Genomic DNA, 15,594 nt, shown 5'->3' with positions numbered 1-15,594 from the left:
TATACCAATGAAAAGGGTCCTTCGGGACCCTTTTGCCTATTAAAAATATAAAAAATAGAGGAAAGTTGATACTTTTTGATCAACTTTCCTCTATTTTATTTGTGGGCTATTTTGTTACAGCCCCTATTTGTATTTTAAAAACAGGGTACAAAGAATATTATATTAGAAAAGCTTATAGTATTTGTATTCATGAGTTATTTATGTTAACATTTGATTGAATGAAATATGTTGATAGATAATTGTAACATCAATGAATATAGGTTAAAAGCTTATAAAATATATATCTTGAATTACTATTAAGATATTATGTTTTAATAATTTTCAAGTTTATAAGGGAGAGAAATATATGAAAAAATATCTTACAGCGTTAGCTGCCACAGTAGTATGTGGTATAACTTCAGGATTTGCCGCAAATCCATTTTCAGATGTAACACCTCAAGATTGGGCATACCAAGCAGTAGCACAATTGGCCAAAGAAGGTATTATCAATGGATATCCAGAAGGATATTTTAAAGGTCAACATAATATCACTCGTTATGAAATGGCACAAATGTTAGCAAAAGCATTAGCTCATAAAGATCGTAATGATGCTGAACAAAATGTTATTATCAACCGTTTGTCAAAGGAATTTGCTACAGAACTAAGTAACTTGGGCGTACGTACTGATATTTTAGAAAGAAAAATAGGTAACTTTGCAATCAATGGTGATGCACGATTGATGTTTGAACATAATCGTTCTGAATATGATTTTTATGAAACTCTATCTGAACCCACTTCATTAGGTCCAGATGAGTATTATAGACGCAATGCAGGAACCATGCCATCATCAAGAAGAAAAAGACAAATACAAGACCACGGTGCAGCTGAAAGCTACTTTGTATATCCAATAAAAATATATGAATTCCATCCTATGTTTACCTATCGAGCACGATTGCAATTCACCGCAACTGTCAATGATAATACTAAGGCCGTACTTCGTGTGAGCACAGGCGATAAAGAATTTGGATCTAATAAAAGCACCGACATATCCTTTGACCGATTATATCTACAACATAATTTCGGCAAATATGTAACTACCTTTGTAGGGCGTTATGATACTGTTATTGGTGGTGGATTAACCTATGACGGGGATTTGGAAGGAGCAACTATAATAGCGGGTAAGGACAAATTGAATGCATCATTCACATTTGGATACGCACCGGATATGGCTTTTAAAGTAGATACTGGTAAGAGAATTGATGGTTATCCAGAAAGAATCTATCAAAGTAATCTATTTAAAACATCGTATAAAGATAATGCACAGTTAGCTATTTTTCAACTGAATAGTAAAATTGGTCCTCGTGTAAAAATAGGAACCTTTTATACCAAAGTGAATGGTATGAATTTTGGCGAAGCGACTGAAAATACATATCTAGGAAATTACTTTGTTGACTATTATGAAGCAAAAAATGAATCTTTAGACTTCTATGGCATTTATGGAAATATTAAATTGGGCTCTAAACTATTCATAGATGGTGAATTTGCTAAGTTTAAAAACATTAAGGGAGTTAGTCTGAAATCGTATAACTATAAAGAATCCAATAAGTCTTGGACTGTAGGTCTTACATATGGTGACTACGTTCCAGATAAACGTGGCAGTTGGTCTGTGAAAGCACAATATAATTATTTAGGGAAAAGAGGACCTGTCTTTGCACCTACATTCTGGACACCGGCATACCAAAACTATAAAGGGTGGGCTTTACAAGGTAAATATGCAGTCGCTAATAATGTTGGTTTAAAAGTACATGCTATATTAAACCCAAAAGATGAAGATGGGGATAAATTATCTAAATTTTACCGTGGAGAAATTAACTATCAATTCTAATGTTTAACTCGAATAATGGTTATACCCCTTGCTTTCATACCCCATTTTGTGCTATACTAACCAAGTATGAATACACACGCAACTAGACTATCAGTTCTGTGCGCAATTTCGCGTTTGCTGAGGGATGAGAGTTGCGGAGGTTTTTTAACAGGAGGTGCCAACATGGCAGTAGTATCACTTAAACGATTATTAGAAGCTGGTGTTCACTTTGGACATCAAACAAGAAGATGGAATCCTAAAATGGCTAAATTCATCTTCACTGAACGTAATGGTATTTATATCATTGACCTTCAAAAAACTGTAAAAAAAGTAGAAGAAGCGTATGATTTCTTACGTGAAGTAGCTCAAGAAGGTAAAACAGTCCTTTTCGTAGGTACTAAAAAACAAGCTCAAGAAGCTGTTAAAGAAGAAGCTCTTCGTGCGAATATGTACTTCGTTAACGAACGTTGGTTGGGCGGTATGTTGACTAACTTCAAAACGATCGAAGCTCGTATTAAACGTTTAAAACAATTAGAAAAAATGGCTGAAGATGGAACATTTGAAGTTCTTCCTAAAAAAGAAGTAATTCGTCTTCGTCATGAATGGGAAAAATTAGAAAAATATCTTGGCGGTATTAAAGATATGCCAGAAATGCCAGGTGCACTTTTTGTAATCGACCCTAAAAAAGAAAAAATCGCTATCGCAGAAGCTAAAAAATTAGGTATCCCTGTTGTAGCAACTGTAGACACTAACTGTGATCCAGACGAAGTTGATTTCCCTATCCCAGCAAATGATGATGCTATTCGTGCAGTTAAATTATTAGCTGGTAAAATGGCTGACGCTATTTTAGAAGGTCGTCAAGGTGAACAAGACGCATTCGGTACAGAAACTGCTTCCGAAGAAGCTTAAGAATCTGTAAGATTATTTAACAATATATACAGACATAGTCTTAATTGATAAATAAGTAATAACGATGTAAAATTAAGGTAAGGCTAAGGTCTTACCTTAATTATTTATAGGAGGAAAAATCATGGCTCAAATTACAGCAGCTTTAGTAAAAGAATTACGCGACATGACTGGCGCAGGTATGATGGATGCAAAAAAAGCATTGGTAGAAGTTGATGGCGATATCCAAAAAGCAGTTGACTTCCTTCGTGAAAAAGGCTTAGCAGCGGCAGCTAAAAAAGCTGGTCGTATTGCTGCTGAAGGTGTAGTAGCATCTTACATTCATGGTGGTGGACGTATCGGCGTATTAGTAGAAGTAAACTGTGAAACAGACTTCGTTGCTAAAACTGATGATTTCCAAGCTCTTTGCAAAGATGTAGCAATGCAAATCGCTGCTGCTAACCCAACATACTTAAAACGTGAAGACGTTCCAGCTGATGTAATCGAACACGAAAAAGCTGTATTGATGGAACAAGCTAAAGTAGAAGCTGAAGAAGACGTTAAAGCTGGCCGTAAACCAAAACCAGAAGCAGTTCTTGAAAAAATGGTAGCTGGCCGTGTTGAAAAATTCTATAAAGAAAACTGCCTATTAGAACAAGTTTTCATTAAAGACGGTGAAAAAACTGTACAAGCTATGATCAATGAAGCAATCGCTAAAATCGGTGAAAACATTAACGTACGTCGTTATGTTCGCTATGCTTTAGGCGAAGGTATCGAAAAGAAACAAGACGATTTCGTTGCAGAAGTTATGGCTACTGTAGGTAAATAAGTACGGAGATAAGAGAACACCGCAAGTGTTCTCTTATTTTTGAATTATTTGTTAGAAACGTCATAAGGAGAAGGACATGAGTGAACGTAAATTTAAACGTATCGTATTAAAACTAAGCGGTGAGGCCTTAGCAGGTGATCAAGGATTTGGCATTAACCCACAAGTGGTAGAACCATTGGCACAAGAGATTGCCGCACTTTCCAAAGAAAGTGGTATTGAAATTGCTATCGTTGTAGGCGGTGGAAATATTTGGCGTGGACTATCCGGTAGTGCTAAAGGTATGGATCGTGCATCTGCTGATTATATGGGTATGATTGCGACAGTGATGAATGCTATCGCATTACAAGATGCTCTTGAAAATGCAGGCGTAGCAACTCGTGTTCAAACAGCGATTGAAATGCAAGAAGTAGCAGAACCTTACATTCGTCGTCGTGCCATTCGTCACTTAGAAAAAGGTCGTATTGTTATCTTTGCAGCAGGTACGGGTAATCCATACTTCTCTACAGATACAACAGCTGCTTTGCGTGCTGCTGAAATCGAAGCAGATGCTATTTTAATGGCGAAAAAATTTGCTGATGGCGTATACGATTCCGACCCTAAAACAAATCCAAATGCTGTCAAATTCGATGAATTGACATACATGGATGTAATTAGCAAAGAATTGAAAGTAATGGATGCTACATCAACTACATTATGTAAAGATAATCATATTCCTATCGTTGTATTTAGCATGGATATTCCTGGTAACATCACACGTGCTGCTAAGGGAGAAGCCATCGGTACTATCGTAAAATAAAAGGTGAATACTATGGAAATTAAAGAAATTATTAGCCGCGAAGAAGCGCGCATGGACAAAACAATTGAATCCTTAAAACATGAATTTGCTAATGTACGCACAGGTCGTGCACATACATCTTTATTGGATTCCGTTATGGTAGATTACTATGGTGCACCAACACCTGTTAATCAAGTGGCAAATGTATCTGCTCCAGATCCTCGCATGATTTTAATCGCTCCATGGGATAAAACTATGATTGGTGCTATTGAAAAAGCTATCTTAACATCCGATTTAGGATTAAACCCTAATAATGATGGTGAGGCTATTCGTTTGGCTATCCCTCAATTGACAGAAGAACGCCGTAAAGAATTGGTAAAAGTAGTAAGCAAAAAAGCAGAAGATGCAAAAGTTGCCATCCGCAATATTCGTCGTGATGCAAATGATGCGATTAAAAAAGAAGAAAAAGCGAAAACAATTACAGAAGACGTGTCAAAAGATGGACAAGATCAAGTTCAAAAATTGACTGACAAAAAAATCAAACTGATTGATGAACTTCGTGATACAAAAGAAAAGGATGTTATGTCTGTCTAATGGAACATACATCTATTTTGGGATTTCCATGGCAGCTTGCACAGTCTCTTTTGCAGGCTGCCTCTATCCCTTTTACTATAAAAATAGAAAAGAACTATAATCGATTCTTTTCCGTTTCTTCCGAAGAATGTTATGTAGGCCGCGTCATAATAGTAGACAATACATGGGAGATAGTTCTCTTTCATCCTATGGTAGCCAGTCATGTGGCAGAGTCGAATGTGGTGCAGTTGAATGAGGTACAATATGCTAAAAAACTTGTGGAAGAAAAGTAAAAACCAAGAGAGACCAACTATCGATCCCACTAATATTCCTGAGCATATTGCTATTATTATGGATGGTAATGGCAGATGGGCGAAGCGTAAAGGTATGCCTAGAAGCATGGGACATCGTGCAGGTGCGGAAGTATTAAAGGATATTGTTAGATCAGCCCAAGAGTTTGGTGTAAAAGCATTGACTGTATATGGCTTTTCCACGGAAAATTGGAAGCGACCACAAGAGGAAGTTAGCCTGTTGATGGGTCTTATAAAAGAGTATTTACTTTCAAATGTGAAACGAATGCATGCAGAAGGGGTGCGGATTCGTTTTGTTGGTGATATCACGAAATTATCTGAAGAGTTACAATGTATTATTAAAGAATCTGAAGAACTAACACAACATAATACTGGAATTACATTGCAATTGGCCATCAATTATGGTGGGCGAGACGAACTTACAAGAGCTACCAAACGAATTGTTCAAGATATTGCAAAAGGCGTTATTTCTGAAGATGATATTACAGAAACATTGATTTCTTCTTATTTAGATACAAAAGAATTTGACCGTGTGGATTTATTAATCCGACCAAGTAATGATGCGCGAATTAGTAATTTTTTACTGTGGCAAATTGCCTATGCGGAGTTTTGGTTTACCCCTTTACATTGGCCTGATTTTACTCCTCAAGTATTGGAAGAAGCAATTATGTCTTATCAGCAGCGGGAACGTAGATTTGGTGGTTTAAAAGAGGAGAAATAATATGTTAAAAACTCGCGTCATAACAGCCATCATTGGCGTTATCTTATTAGCTGTTGCCATTACGTATGGAGGACTACTCTTTAATTTAGTTATGTCTGTGTTGGCGTTCATTGCTTGGGTCGAGTGCGTTAGCTTGTTTCGTCATATGAAACGACGTGTATTACCTCTATGGGGGTTACTTTACATTGTTCTCGTATTTGGTTCCCTAGTATTCGGTAACTATCCATTAGCTGTATTCTTAGGTGTTTTGGTGATGTTAGCCATGGTCATTGAATATACCTTCTGCAATGGAAAAATAACTCTTATGGTAGTACAATCTACGATCAGTAGCTTATTGTATGTCACTAGTGGCTTTATAGCACTGATGGTGTTACGTGATAATAGAATTTATGAAAATACCAACTATTATGCAGCTCAAGAGGGATTCGGTACGGCTGTGATTTGGCTTGTACTAATTGCTACTTGGGCTAGTGATACATTTGCATATTTTGTAGGCCGATCTTTTGGAAAACGAAACATCGTACCAACCATTAGTCCTAATAAAACATTGGAAGGCTTTATTGGTGGTTTCATCGGTTGTATTTTAACAGGGTGGATTGGATCTTTTTCCTTAGGATTACCGGTGAATTTTGGTGTTGGCATAGGTGTCATTGTAGGGATATTGGCACCACTAGGAGATTTATTTGAATCAAAATTAAAACGTGAGGCAAATAGAAAAGATTCTGGCACACTATTACCTGGTCACGGTGGTGTATTAGATCGTTTTGACAGTCTATTGTTTGCAGCACCATTAGTGTTGGCATATATTCTTATGCTGTAATGATTTAATTGTAGGGAGACCTTTATGAAAACTATAAGTATCTTAGGCTCCACGGGGTCAATAGGAACACAAACCTTAGATGTGATTCGTCAACATCCAGAGCAATTTCAAGCAGTAGCACTAGTAACACATAGCAACATTGATTTATTAGAACAGCAAATTGCAGAATTTAAACCTATTATGGCAGGCGTTGTAGATGAGCAGGCCTATGGTATATTGAAAGCGCGCTATCAAGGGCCTACGGAGATTGTAGGTGGCAAAGAAGCTTTGACCGTGGCGTCCACTTTACCAGAAGCTACGATGGTAGTTACTGCCGTAGTTGGTGCGGCAGGTATTGAACCTACAATGGCTGCGATTCAAGCTAAGAAAATTATTGGTCTTGCTAATAAAGAAACTTTAGTGGCTTGCGGATCTTTAATAACAAAAGCTGCTCAAGACAATGGTGTTTCAATATTACCCATTGATAGTGAGCACAGTGCTATTTTCCAATGTTTGGAAGGACAAGATGTTAATGATGTTGAAAAATTAATTATCACAGCTTCAGGTGGTGCCTTACGTCATTGGAAGTCGGAAGATCTTTATAGTGCAACAGCAAAAGATTGTTTAGCGCACCCAACATGGAATATGGGACATAAAATCACCATTGATTCCGCTACTTTATTTAATAAGGGGCTAGAGGTTATTGAGGCACATTGGCTGTTTGATTTCGACTATGATCATATTGATGTAGTAGTACATCCACAAAGTATTGTACACTCTATGATTCAAATGAAAGATGGTGCGATTTTGGCACAATTAGGGAATCCAGATATGCGTGAGCCTATCCAATATGCGATGACCTATCCGAAACGATACCCATTGCGAATGGAGCATTTGGATTTTACCAAGGGATTAGATCTCCAGTTTATGGCACCTCGTTGGGATGATTTTCCAGCCCTTCGATTAGCTTTTACAGTGGGAAAAGAAGGTGGTTTTGCACCTGCTGTATTCAATGCAGCGAATGAAATGGCGGTGTATGCCTTACTGGATGAACGAATTACTTATGGACATATATATGAAGTAGTTTCTACCGTTCTTGAGCGCATGAAGGATGGTGTACCTACATCTATAGAAGAAGTACTTGCTATGGATGCGTGGGCAAGACAAGAAGCTACGAACGAAATACAAAGGAGAAGTGCATGTTAATTACAATTTTGGGAGCTGTCTTCGTATTCGGTGTTATTGTTATGATTCACGAATTAGGGCATTTTCTAACGGCGAAAGCCTGCGGCATGCGTGTTGATGAATTTGCTATCGGCATTGGCCCTAATGTCATACAAAAACAAAAAGGAGAAACGCTATACTCCTTACGCTTATTACCTTTAGGTGGATTCAACAAAATTGCTGGTATGGATCCTTCTGATGATGCAGGTGACCGTGGATTCAATAGCAAACCTGTGTGGCAACGATTTATAGTTATTGCTGCGGGGGCAACATTTAATTTTTTATTGGCTATTGTGATATACTTTTTTGTATTTGCTTTCCATGGAACAACAGTACCATCTCATGAACCAATTATCGGGGATATACTAGCAGGAAATCCTGCTGCTACAGCTGGTATACAAAAGGGAGATAAAATTGTATCCATTAATGGTCAATCCATTAAGGAATGGAGAGATATTACAGAATCTTTAAAAGGGCATAGTAATCATGTAGTATCTGTTACATTAGATAGAAATGGAGAAACTATATCTACTACCGTGATACCTCGTGAATCTGGAGATAGAGCCGTCATTGGTATTAATCCTGTACTGGAAGTACAAGAATATAGTATTGGTGAATCTGCTCTCCATGCTTTAACACATACTGGGTCAACTCTAATTGATATGGTTCAAGGTTTATGGAATATTGTGACAGGGCATAGTAAAGGCGATGTGGCGGGTCCTATCGGTGTAGCACAAATGGCGGGTCAAGTAGCACAACATGGTTTTATCAGTTTGTTGTTATTTACTGCATTATTGAGTCTAAACCTTGGTGTAATCAACCTATTACCAATTCCTGTACTAGATGGTGGTCATTTAGTGTTATTGCTACTAGAAGGTATCACTGGCCGTAAACTACCAGAAAAAGCATTACAATACATCCAAATGACTGGTGTTGGCTTATTACTATTAGTATTTGTATATTCTACATTCCAAGATATTCTACGATTATTTTAGAGGTATCCTATGATAGAACGTAAACCGACAAAGGGTATTCAAGTGGGTACCGTACATATTGGGAATCATGCACCTGTTAGTATCCAATCGATGATTACTACGAACCCTGTAAAAGTTGAGAAATCTATTGAAGAAATTAATCGCTTGGCTACCGCTGGTTGCGAGCTAGTTCGCTTAGCTGTTCCTGATATGGTAGCTGCAAAAGCGATTAAAGATATTAAAGAACGTGCGATGATTCCATTAATTGCGGACATCCATTTTGACTACCGTTTAGCACTACAAGCTATTGATAGTGGTATCGATGGGCTTCGCATTAATCCAGGAAATATTGGTAGTATCGATAATGTGGTAAAAGTTGTGGAGAAAGCGAAACCAAAATTGATTCCTATTCGTATAGGTGTTAATGCTGGTTCATTGCCACAACATGTATTAGATGCCCATGGTGGACATCCTACAGCGGATGGTATGGTGGATACTGCGTTAGAACATATTCGCATCTTGGAATCTTTAGAATATGACCAAATGAAAGTTTCCATTAAAGCCACAGATGTACCTTTAATGATTGAAGCATACCGCAAATTATCTAGTAAAATACCATATCCATTGCATTTAGGTGTAACGGAAGCAGGAACTATCAAGCAAGGAACAATTAAATCGGCTATCGGTATTGGAACGCTCTTAGCAGATGGTATCGGTGATACGATTCGTGTGTCCTTGACAGGAGATCCAATTCATGAGGTAGAAGCAGCTAAAACGATTTTAAGTTCTTTAGAACTTCGTACCTTTGGAGCTACTATGATATCTTGCCCTACCTGTGGCAGATGCCAAGTCAATTTATTCAATATGGCAGACATTGTTGAGGAACGATTGAAATCTATAAAATCCCCAATCCGTGTAGCTGTTATGGGATGTGTAGTAAATGGACCTGGAGAAGCACGAGAGGCTGATTTTGGTATTGCAGGAGGTAAGGGACAGGGGATTATTTTCCGTAAAGGAAAGGTGTTAAAAACTGTACCAGAACAAGAATTAGTAGATACCTTATTTGCTGAAATCGATCAGTATCTTTTAACGTTAGAAGATAATTAAGAGTATGAATCATATAGAATATAAAGGAGTAAGTTATGTTAGCGAGTCGCTTATATGCACCAACTTTACGGGAAATGCCATCCGATGCTGATGTAATTAGCCAACAGTTAATGTTGCGCGCTGGCTTTGTTCGTAAAGTGGCTGGTGGTTTATACACCTATTTACCATTAGCCTGGCGCAGTATTCATAAAATTAATGCTATTATTCGTGAAGAAATGGAAGCAATTAATAGCCAAGAAATTATGATGCCGATTCTTCAACCTAGTGAATTATGGGAAGAATCTGGTCGTTGGGCTGCATACGGTGCAGAAATGATGCGTATTTCTGACCGCCATGGCCGTGAATATTGCTTAGGCCCAACTCATGAAGAAATGGTAACCAATTTAGTGCGAGGAGAAGTAAACTCCTATCGTCAATTGCCATTGAGTTTATATCAAATTCAAAATAAATATCGTGATGAACGTCGTCCACGATACGGGTTGATGCGTAGCCGTGAGTTCATTATGAAAGATGCTTATTCTTTCGATATTGATGAAGAAGGTATGAGTAAATCTTTCTGGGATATGTATGAAGCCTATTCAAATATCTTTAAACGTTGTGGCCTCACATGCAAACCGGTTGAAGCAGATAATGGTGCTATTGGTGGTTCTGGTAGCTTTGAGTTCATGGCATTAGCAGAATCTGGAGAAGCAGATGTAATCCACTGTACGAAATGTGACTATGCAGCGAATATTGAAATTGGCCAACCAAAAGCATTGGAAGTAGAAGCTGAAGAAGCTAAAGCATTGGAAACTGTATCTACCCCAGAGGCGAAAACGATTCAAGCTGTAGCAGATATGTTGGATTTACCATTGGAAAAAACAATTAAAGCTGTGGTATACAATATTGAGGGTAAAGTCATTCTTGCCATCGTTCGCGGAGACCATGAAGTGAATGAAATTGCTGTACAACGTGCCGTAGAAGGTGGTATTGAACCAGAAATGGCTACTCCAGAAGATTTATCTCGTGTAGGATTAACAGCTGGATTCATTAGTCCTGTAGGACTTTCACAATCAGAAGAGTTCGCCATTGTAGTGGATGAAACAGTAATGAATTTGCATAATGTATGTGGTGGTGCTAATACAGCAGATGCACATTATATCAATATCAATCCTAGTCGTGATTTCAATGTGGATGACATCATTGTGGCGCCAATTCGTTTAATCACCGTAGACGATGCATGCCCGAAATGTGCTGGTCAACTTCGTATCGACAAAGGTATTGAAGTAGGTCAAGTATTCAAATTGGGTACAAAATATTCTGAATCTATGAATGCTACCGTATTGAACCAAGGTGGTCGTCCAACTCCATTTCAAATGGGGTGCTATGGTATCGGTGTAGGTCGTACATTAGCTGCTGCTATTGAACAAAGTTATGATGAAAATGGTATCATTTGGCCAGTAGCGATTGCTCCGTTTGAGGTTGTCATTGTTCCTATCAATGCAAAAGACGAAGCCTTGATGGATGTGAGCGAGCGTTTGTACAAAGAAATGCAACATGCCGGTGTAGATGTGCTATTGGACGATCGTAAGGACCGGGCAGGTGTTAAATTTAAAGATGCCGACCTTATCGGCTATCCTGTTCGCATTACAGTAAGTAAAAATACCATCGAATCTGGTGAAGTAGAATTACGTGTTCGTAAAGATGGCTCTACAAGCACAGTTAAAATTGATGAAGTGACCACGTCTGTACAGGGACTACTTCGTTTATTAAAAGATGGATTTTCTATATAATTAAAATAGTATTATAAATTAGTAAGAGCTGCTCTTTGTTTATATGCATAGAACAGCTCTTTTGTGTATAATAGCAGTAGATATATCATAAAATGATGTAATCATGAAAAATGGTTATCATGAAAAATATTTCATTTCTTATAAAATATATATAGAAGGGAGGCCATGTAAGTATTTACATTAACGTTATATGTTAATATTAGGTTGTGTAATGAAACATAATAAAGGAGTAAATCAATGACTAAGAAAAAGAGTTTCGTAGCCTATTTATCTTCAGTGTTTTTACTGATTGTATGTTTAGTGTTGACTGCGTGCGGTGGTCCAAGCGATGGTAAAAAAGAGGCATCACAAGCTGGAAAAAATATTGAGATTACTGACGTATCAGGGCAAACAGTTACGCTAAAAAAACCAGCCGAACGTGTTGTTGTACAATGGAGTGCGACCGGTGGGGCTTTCTTAACTATGGCTGCCTTAGAAGGGAAAGATGTAGCAAAAACTATTGTTGGTATTGATCCATATTTACAAAAAACTCGTACAGATATGTGGAATCAGTTTAAAAAAGATATACCTGAACTAGATAAAATACCTCAAATCGGATCTGTAAATGATAAGACCTTTGATACAGAAAAAGTTATTTCTTTAAACCCAGATGTTATCTTTATTCCTCTTAATATGAAAGATCAATATGAAGCTGACTATAAGCCTAAACTTGATGCAGCAGGCATAACTACGATTTATATTGATTATCATGCAGAGAAACTAGAAAATCATCAAAAAACTATAGAAGTTATTGGTAAAGCGTTAGGAAAAGAAGAACGCGCGAAAGAAATTAAAACATTCTATACAGACCATTTAACTAAGGTCCTTGATCGTGTAAAAACAATTAATAAAACGAAACCAACTGTGTATATTGAAGCTGGAAATGAAGGGCCAGAGGCATTTGGTCTATCATACAGTGATAAAATAGCCTGGGGTGCTTTAGCTACAAGAGTAGGTGGTGATTTGATCACTAAGGATGTAGTTAAATCTGCAGAACCAGTAAACCCTGAGTTTGTGTTAGATAAAAACCCTGATGTAATACTGATTACTGGCTCCTACTGGCCAAAGAAAGCAAGTTCTATGCGTTTAGGTTATGATACTGACGAAGCTCATTCACAAGAACTTTTAAAAGCTTTCACAACTGAACGTAAAGGATGGGATACTTTAAAAGCAGTAACTAATAAAAAAGTTTTCTCGGCTCACCATGGTTTACCACGCGAAGTGTATGATGTAGCTGTCTTTGAATATTTAGCTAAGACATTCTATCCTGAAGAGTTCTCCGATATAGATCCAGAAAATACACTTAAGGAGTTCTATGATAAATTCCTTCCATTCACTTACGGTGGTATTTGGTTCATGCAATTAAAATAAGAGAGGTCTTATATAGTGACAGAGATTAAAAATCAATACGACTACAGGAAGGAAACGTATTATAAGTTGCTATACATACTTATTGGATTAATGATTTGTTTTGTTAGTTTTGTGACTGATATAGTAGTAGGTCCGGCAAATCTTACCTTTCATGATGTATGGCTTGCATTAATACAATCTTCTGATATTTCTAAAAATGCTTATGTTATCATATGGTCGTTACGACTTCCAATGGCAATTATGGCATTATTAGTAGGTGCTGCACTAGGAATTGCTGGTGCAGGTATGCAGACCATTTTAGATAACCCATTGTCTAGCCCTTATACATTAGGTATTTCTGCAGGGGCCGGTTTCGGTGCCTCTCTTATGGTAGTTGTAGGTGTGAGTGCACTAGAATTTTTAGGGGTATTTATGGTTCCATTCGGAGCCTTTATATTCGCTGCCCTTACAAGTTTTGCAATCTATTCAATTAATAAGATCAAAAACTTTTCCTCTGAAACTATGATTTTAGCAGGGATTGGAATGATGTTTTTATTTCAAGCCTTACAATCATTAATGCAATATATGGCATCTCCTGAAGCTTTACAAAATATTGTGTTTTGGACAATGGGAAGCTTGTCAAAAGCAAATTGGATTAATATTACTATTATTTTAGTTGTATTAATTATTATGCTACCGCTTATGATGAAAGAGGCATGGCATTTGACTGCTTTAAAATTAGGTGATGAAAAAGCTGCTGGACTAGGTGTAAATGTCGAAAAACTACGAATAAAAGTGTTTGCTTTTATATCTATTATTACTGCAGTTGCAGTTTCCTTCGTTGGTACGATTGGATTTATCGGTATCGTAGGTCCACATATTGCACGTATGTTAGTCGGTGAAGATCAACGATTTTTCTTACCTTTATCCGCATTATGCGGTATGACCATCTTATCGATTTCATCTATCGTGAGTAAAATGTTAGTAACTGGAGCCATATTTCCAATCGGTATAGTAACTGCTATCATAGGCGTTCCTTTCTTCTTTTCATTGGTATTATCGAAAAAAAGGAGATTTTAAATGATTGAAGTTCAAAATTTATCATTTGGATATTCTTCTAAAGATGAATCTCAAATTCTGCGAGGAGTTGACTTTTCTGTTAAAACTGGAAAATTAACAGCTCTTATCGGTACTAATGGAGCAGGTAAATCCACATTATTAAAAGCAATAGTGGGACTTTTAAAATATAATGGGAATATACTTATTAATGGAAATCCTACAACTCATTACACGAATAAAGAATTTACTAATATGGTGAGCTATTTATCTCAAGATAATGATTGCAAAGTGGACTTAACTGTTTTTGAAGTAGTCATGTTGGGTCGCATGGGATCTATGTCTTTTAAGGTAAAAGATAGCGACATTGCGGCTACAAATGAAATTTTAAATCGACTGAATTTACAGAAGTTTGCTTCTAGAAATATAACAGAACTAAGTGGTGGGCAACGTCAACTTGTATTTATGGCACAAGCTTTAGTTAAAGATCCACAAATTCTTATATTAGATGAACCTACAAGTGCCCTTGACTTGCATAAACAATTTGACTTGTTGACATTACTAAAAAATCTTACAGAAGAACATAGTTTTACTACTTTAGTTACTTTGCATCATCTTGACCTAGCAGCAGCATTTGCTGATGAAATTATCGTATTAAAAGAAGGTCGGGTCTATGCACAAGGTGCTCCTGTAGAAATTCTTACTGAGTCAATGATGGAAGAAGTATACCAAGTTAAAACGAAAATTTACATGGATAGTAAAGGTATTCCTCACGTAATACCTTTAGAAGCAATTACAGCATAATACGGAATAGCCGCCTATTCGAGTCACTCACATATTATTGTGAATTCTTTCGAATAAGCGGTTTTTTCTGGCTCTATAATAAATGTTGGGGCTACTCATATAAGAGTAGTCGCCAACATTCTTTTTTTGCAATAAAATAGACATATACAACCTCAAACCGTATCATAACAGTAACCACACAATTAAGAAAGGGTGAGTCATATATGTCTACAGTTAATTATACAGAAATTATCTTTAAAATTAAAGAGGAATATATTAAACATACAAGAGTAAATGAGGACGGTTCTATTCATTTTACGCTAGAGATGCCGGTAGCTGAGCAAGTGTGTCCTCATTGCAGATCGAGCACTAGAAAGTCTAAAGGCAAACGCTCTAGAGACGTTAAATTTGGCGCTATGCAGCATCATACAATAACTGCAACCTACTTACAAAGACGTTACAAATGTCAGGAATGCAATCATACTTTCATAGAAAAGAACCCTTTTGTTAGCCGTTATTTGCGATTAAGTAAATCTAATATGGCGTATCTATT

16 protein-coding genes are annotated in these 15,594 nt (G+C 37.1%); all 16 read left to right on the top strand.

The genetic code is table 11. The features are described from left to right. The first annotated feature begins 346 nt into the window (after positions 1 to 346). Positions 347 to 1,864: an S-layer homology domain-containing protein gene (locus EO117_RS08455; RefSeq protein WP_126940025.1), complete on the top strand. Its 1,518-nt coding sequence runs from the start codon at positions 347 to 349 to the stop codon at positions 1,862 to 1,864. A gap of 162 nt (positions 1,865 to 2,026) precedes the next feature. Then, positions 2,027 to 2,752 (top strand): 30S ribosomal protein S2, encoded by a 726-nt coding sequence (gene rpsB / locus EO117_RS08450; RefSeq protein ID WP_126940024.1) that lies wholly within the window; start codon positions 2,027 to 2,029, stop codon positions 2,750 to 2,752. Positions 2,753 to 2,873: 121 nt separating this feature from the next. Then, on the top strand, positions 2,874 to 3,557 hold the full coding sequence (tsf, locus tag EO117_RS08445; protein ID WP_126940023.1) for a translation elongation factor Ts: 684 nt from the start codon (positions 2,874 to 2,876) through the stop codon (positions 3,555 to 3,557). Between the two features lie 76 nt (positions 3,558 to 3,633). Then, positions 3,634 to 4,353 (top strand): UMP kinase, encoded by a 720-nt coding sequence (pyrH, locus tag EO117_RS08440; protein ID WP_009352746.1) that lies wholly within the window; start codon positions 3,634 to 3,636, stop codon positions 4,351 to 4,353. A gap of 12 nt (positions 4,354 to 4,365) precedes the next feature. Continuing rightward, positions 4,366 to 4,926: a ribosome recycling factor gene (gene frr, locus EO117_RS08435; RefSeq protein WP_126940022.1), complete on the top strand. Its 561-nt coding sequence runs from the start codon at positions 4,366 to 4,368 to the stop codon at positions 4,924 to 4,926. Next, the gene (locus EO117_RS08430; protein WP_126940021.1) at positions 4,926 to 5,198 is read left to right on the top strand and encodes a hypothetical protein; all 273 of its coding nucleotides are present in this window, start codon (positions 4,926 to 4,928) and stop codon (positions 5,196 to 5,198) included. Before frr ends, EO117_RS08430 begins: the two co-directional genes overlap by 1 nt. Then, on the top strand, positions 5,170 to 5,937 hold the full coding sequence (locus tag EO117_RS08425) for an isoprenyl transferase (RefSeq protein WP_126940020.1): 768 nt from the start codon (positions 5,170 to 5,172) through the stop codon (positions 5,935 to 5,937). Before EO117_RS08430 ends, EO117_RS08425 begins: the two co-directional genes overlap by 29 nt. A gap of 1 nt (position 5,938) precedes the next feature. Further along, positions 5,939 to 6,757, top strand: coding sequence for a phosphatidate cytidylyltransferase (locus tag EO117_RS08420; RefSeq protein ID WP_126940019.1), 819 nt, complete (start codon positions 5,939 to 5,941; stop codon positions 6,755 to 6,757). A gap of 24 nt (positions 6,758 to 6,781) precedes the next feature. Next, positions 6,782 to 7,942 carry a 1-deoxy-D-xylulose-5-phosphate reductoisomerase gene (locus EO117_RS08415; RefSeq protein ID WP_126940018.1) on the top strand — a complete coding sequence of 387 codons (1,161 nt, stop codon included), beginning with the start codon at positions 6,782 to 6,784 and terminating at the stop codon, positions 7,940 to 7,942. Then, on the top strand, positions 7,936 to 8,955 hold the full coding sequence (gene rseP, locus EO117_RS08410) for an RIP metalloprotease RseP (RefSeq protein ID WP_126940017.1): 1,020 nt from the start codon (positions 7,936 to 7,938) through the stop codon (positions 8,953 to 8,955). Before EO117_RS08415 ends, rseP begins: the two co-directional genes overlap by 7 nt. A gap of 9 nt (positions 8,956 to 8,964) precedes the next feature. Beyond that, positions 8,965 to 10,041 carry a flavodoxin-dependent (E)-4-hydroxy-3-methylbut-2-enyl-diphosphate synthase gene (ispG, locus tag EO117_RS08405; RefSeq protein ID WP_126940016.1) on the top strand — a complete coding sequence of 359 codons (1,077 nt, stop codon included), beginning with the start codon at positions 8,965 to 8,967 and terminating at the stop codon, positions 10,039 to 10,041. A gap of 35 nt (positions 10,042 to 10,076) precedes the next feature. Then, a complete protein-coding gene (locus EO117_RS08400) occupies positions 10,077 to 11,813 on the top strand; it encodes a proline--tRNA ligase (protein ID WP_126940015.1) in 1,737 nt (578 codons plus the stop codon). A 237-nt stretch (positions 11,814 to 12,050) separates the two neighbouring features. Next, positions 12,051 to 13,223, top strand: a complete 1,173-nt coding sequence (locus tag EO117_RS08395; RefSeq protein WP_126940014.1) for an ABC transporter substrate-binding protein — start codon at positions 12,051 to 12,053, stop codon at positions 13,221 to 13,223. 15 nt (positions 13,224 to 13,238) lie between these two features. Then, positions 13,239 to 14,282 (top strand): iron ABC transporter permease, encoded by a 1,044-nt coding sequence (locus EO117_RS08390; protein WP_126940013.1) that lies wholly within the window; start codon positions 13,239 to 13,241, stop codon positions 14,280 to 14,282. Beyond that, positions 14,283 to 15,062 carry an ABC transporter ATP-binding protein gene (locus tag EO117_RS08385; RefSeq protein WP_126940012.1) on the top strand — a complete coding sequence of 260 codons (780 nt, stop codon included), beginning with the start codon at positions 14,283 to 14,285 and terminating at the stop codon, positions 15,060 to 15,062. Between the two features lie 203 nt (positions 15,063 to 15,265). Then, the coding region (locus EO117_RS08380) for a transposase family protein (protein ID WP_164727555.1) at positions 15,266 to 15,594 on the top strand (329 nt) is incomplete at its 3' end.

Source organism: Veillonella sp. VA142, assembly GCF_003992135.1.
Lineage (GTDB): Bacteria > Bacillota > Negativicutes > Veillonellales > Veillonellaceae > F0422.
Note: the sequence above shows the minus strand (reverse complement) of the source record. Positions and strands in the feature narration are given on the sequence as shown.

Bases quoted from the DNA above. Each gene is read 5' to 3' on its own strand.
- EO117_RS08420 (WP_126940019.1), top strand. From the start codon at position 5,939: ATGTTAAAAACTCGCGTCATAACAGCCATCATTGGCGTTATCTTATTA.
- EO117_RS08395 (WP_126940014.1), top strand. From the start codon at position 12,051: ATGACTAAGAAAAAGAGTTTCGTAGCCTATTTATCTTCAGTGTTTTTA.
- frr (WP_126940022.1), top strand. From the start codon at position 4,366: ATGGAAATTAAAGAAATTATTAGCCGCGAAGAAGCGCGCATGGACAAA.
- rseP (WP_126940017.1), top strand. From the start codon at position 7,936: ATGTTAATTACAATTTTGGGAGCTGTCTTCGTATTCGGTGTTATTGTT.
- pyrH (WP_009352746.1), top strand. From the start codon at position 3,634: ATGAGTGAACGTAAATTTAAACGTATCGTATTAAAACTAAGCGGTGAG.
- ispG (WP_126940016.1), top strand. From the start codon at position 8,965: ATGATAGAACGTAAACCGACAAAGGGTATTCAAGTGGGTACCGTACAT.
- rpsB (WP_126940024.1), top strand. From the start codon at position 2,027: ATGGCAGTAGTATCACTTAAACGATTATTAGAAGCTGGTGTTCACTTT.
- EO117_RS08425 (WP_126940020.1), top strand. From the start codon at position 5,170: ATGCTAAAAAACTTGTGGAAGAAAAGTAAAAACCAAGAGAGACCAACT.
- EO117_RS08430 (WP_126940021.1), top strand. From the start codon at position 4,926: ATGGAACATACATCTATTTTGGGATTTCCATGGCAGCTTGCACAGTCT.
- EO117_RS08455 (WP_126940025.1), top strand. From the start codon at position 347: ATGAAAAAATATCTTACAGCGTTAGCTGCCACAGTAGTATGTGGTATA.
- EO117_RS08400 (WP_126940015.1), top strand. From the start codon at position 10,077: ATGTTAGCGAGTCGCTTATATGCACCAACTTTACGGGAAATGCCATCC.
- EO117_RS08385 (WP_126940012.1), top strand. From the start codon at position 14,283: ATGATTGAAGTTCAAAATTTATCATTTGGATATTCTTCTAAAGATGAA.
- EO117_RS08415 (WP_126940018.1), top strand. From the start codon at position 6,782: ATGAAAACTATAAGTATCTTAGGCTCCACGGGGTCAATAGGAACACAA.
- tsf (WP_126940023.1), top strand. From the start codon at position 2,874: ATGGCTCAAATTACAGCAGCTTTAGTAAAAGAATTACGCGACATGACT.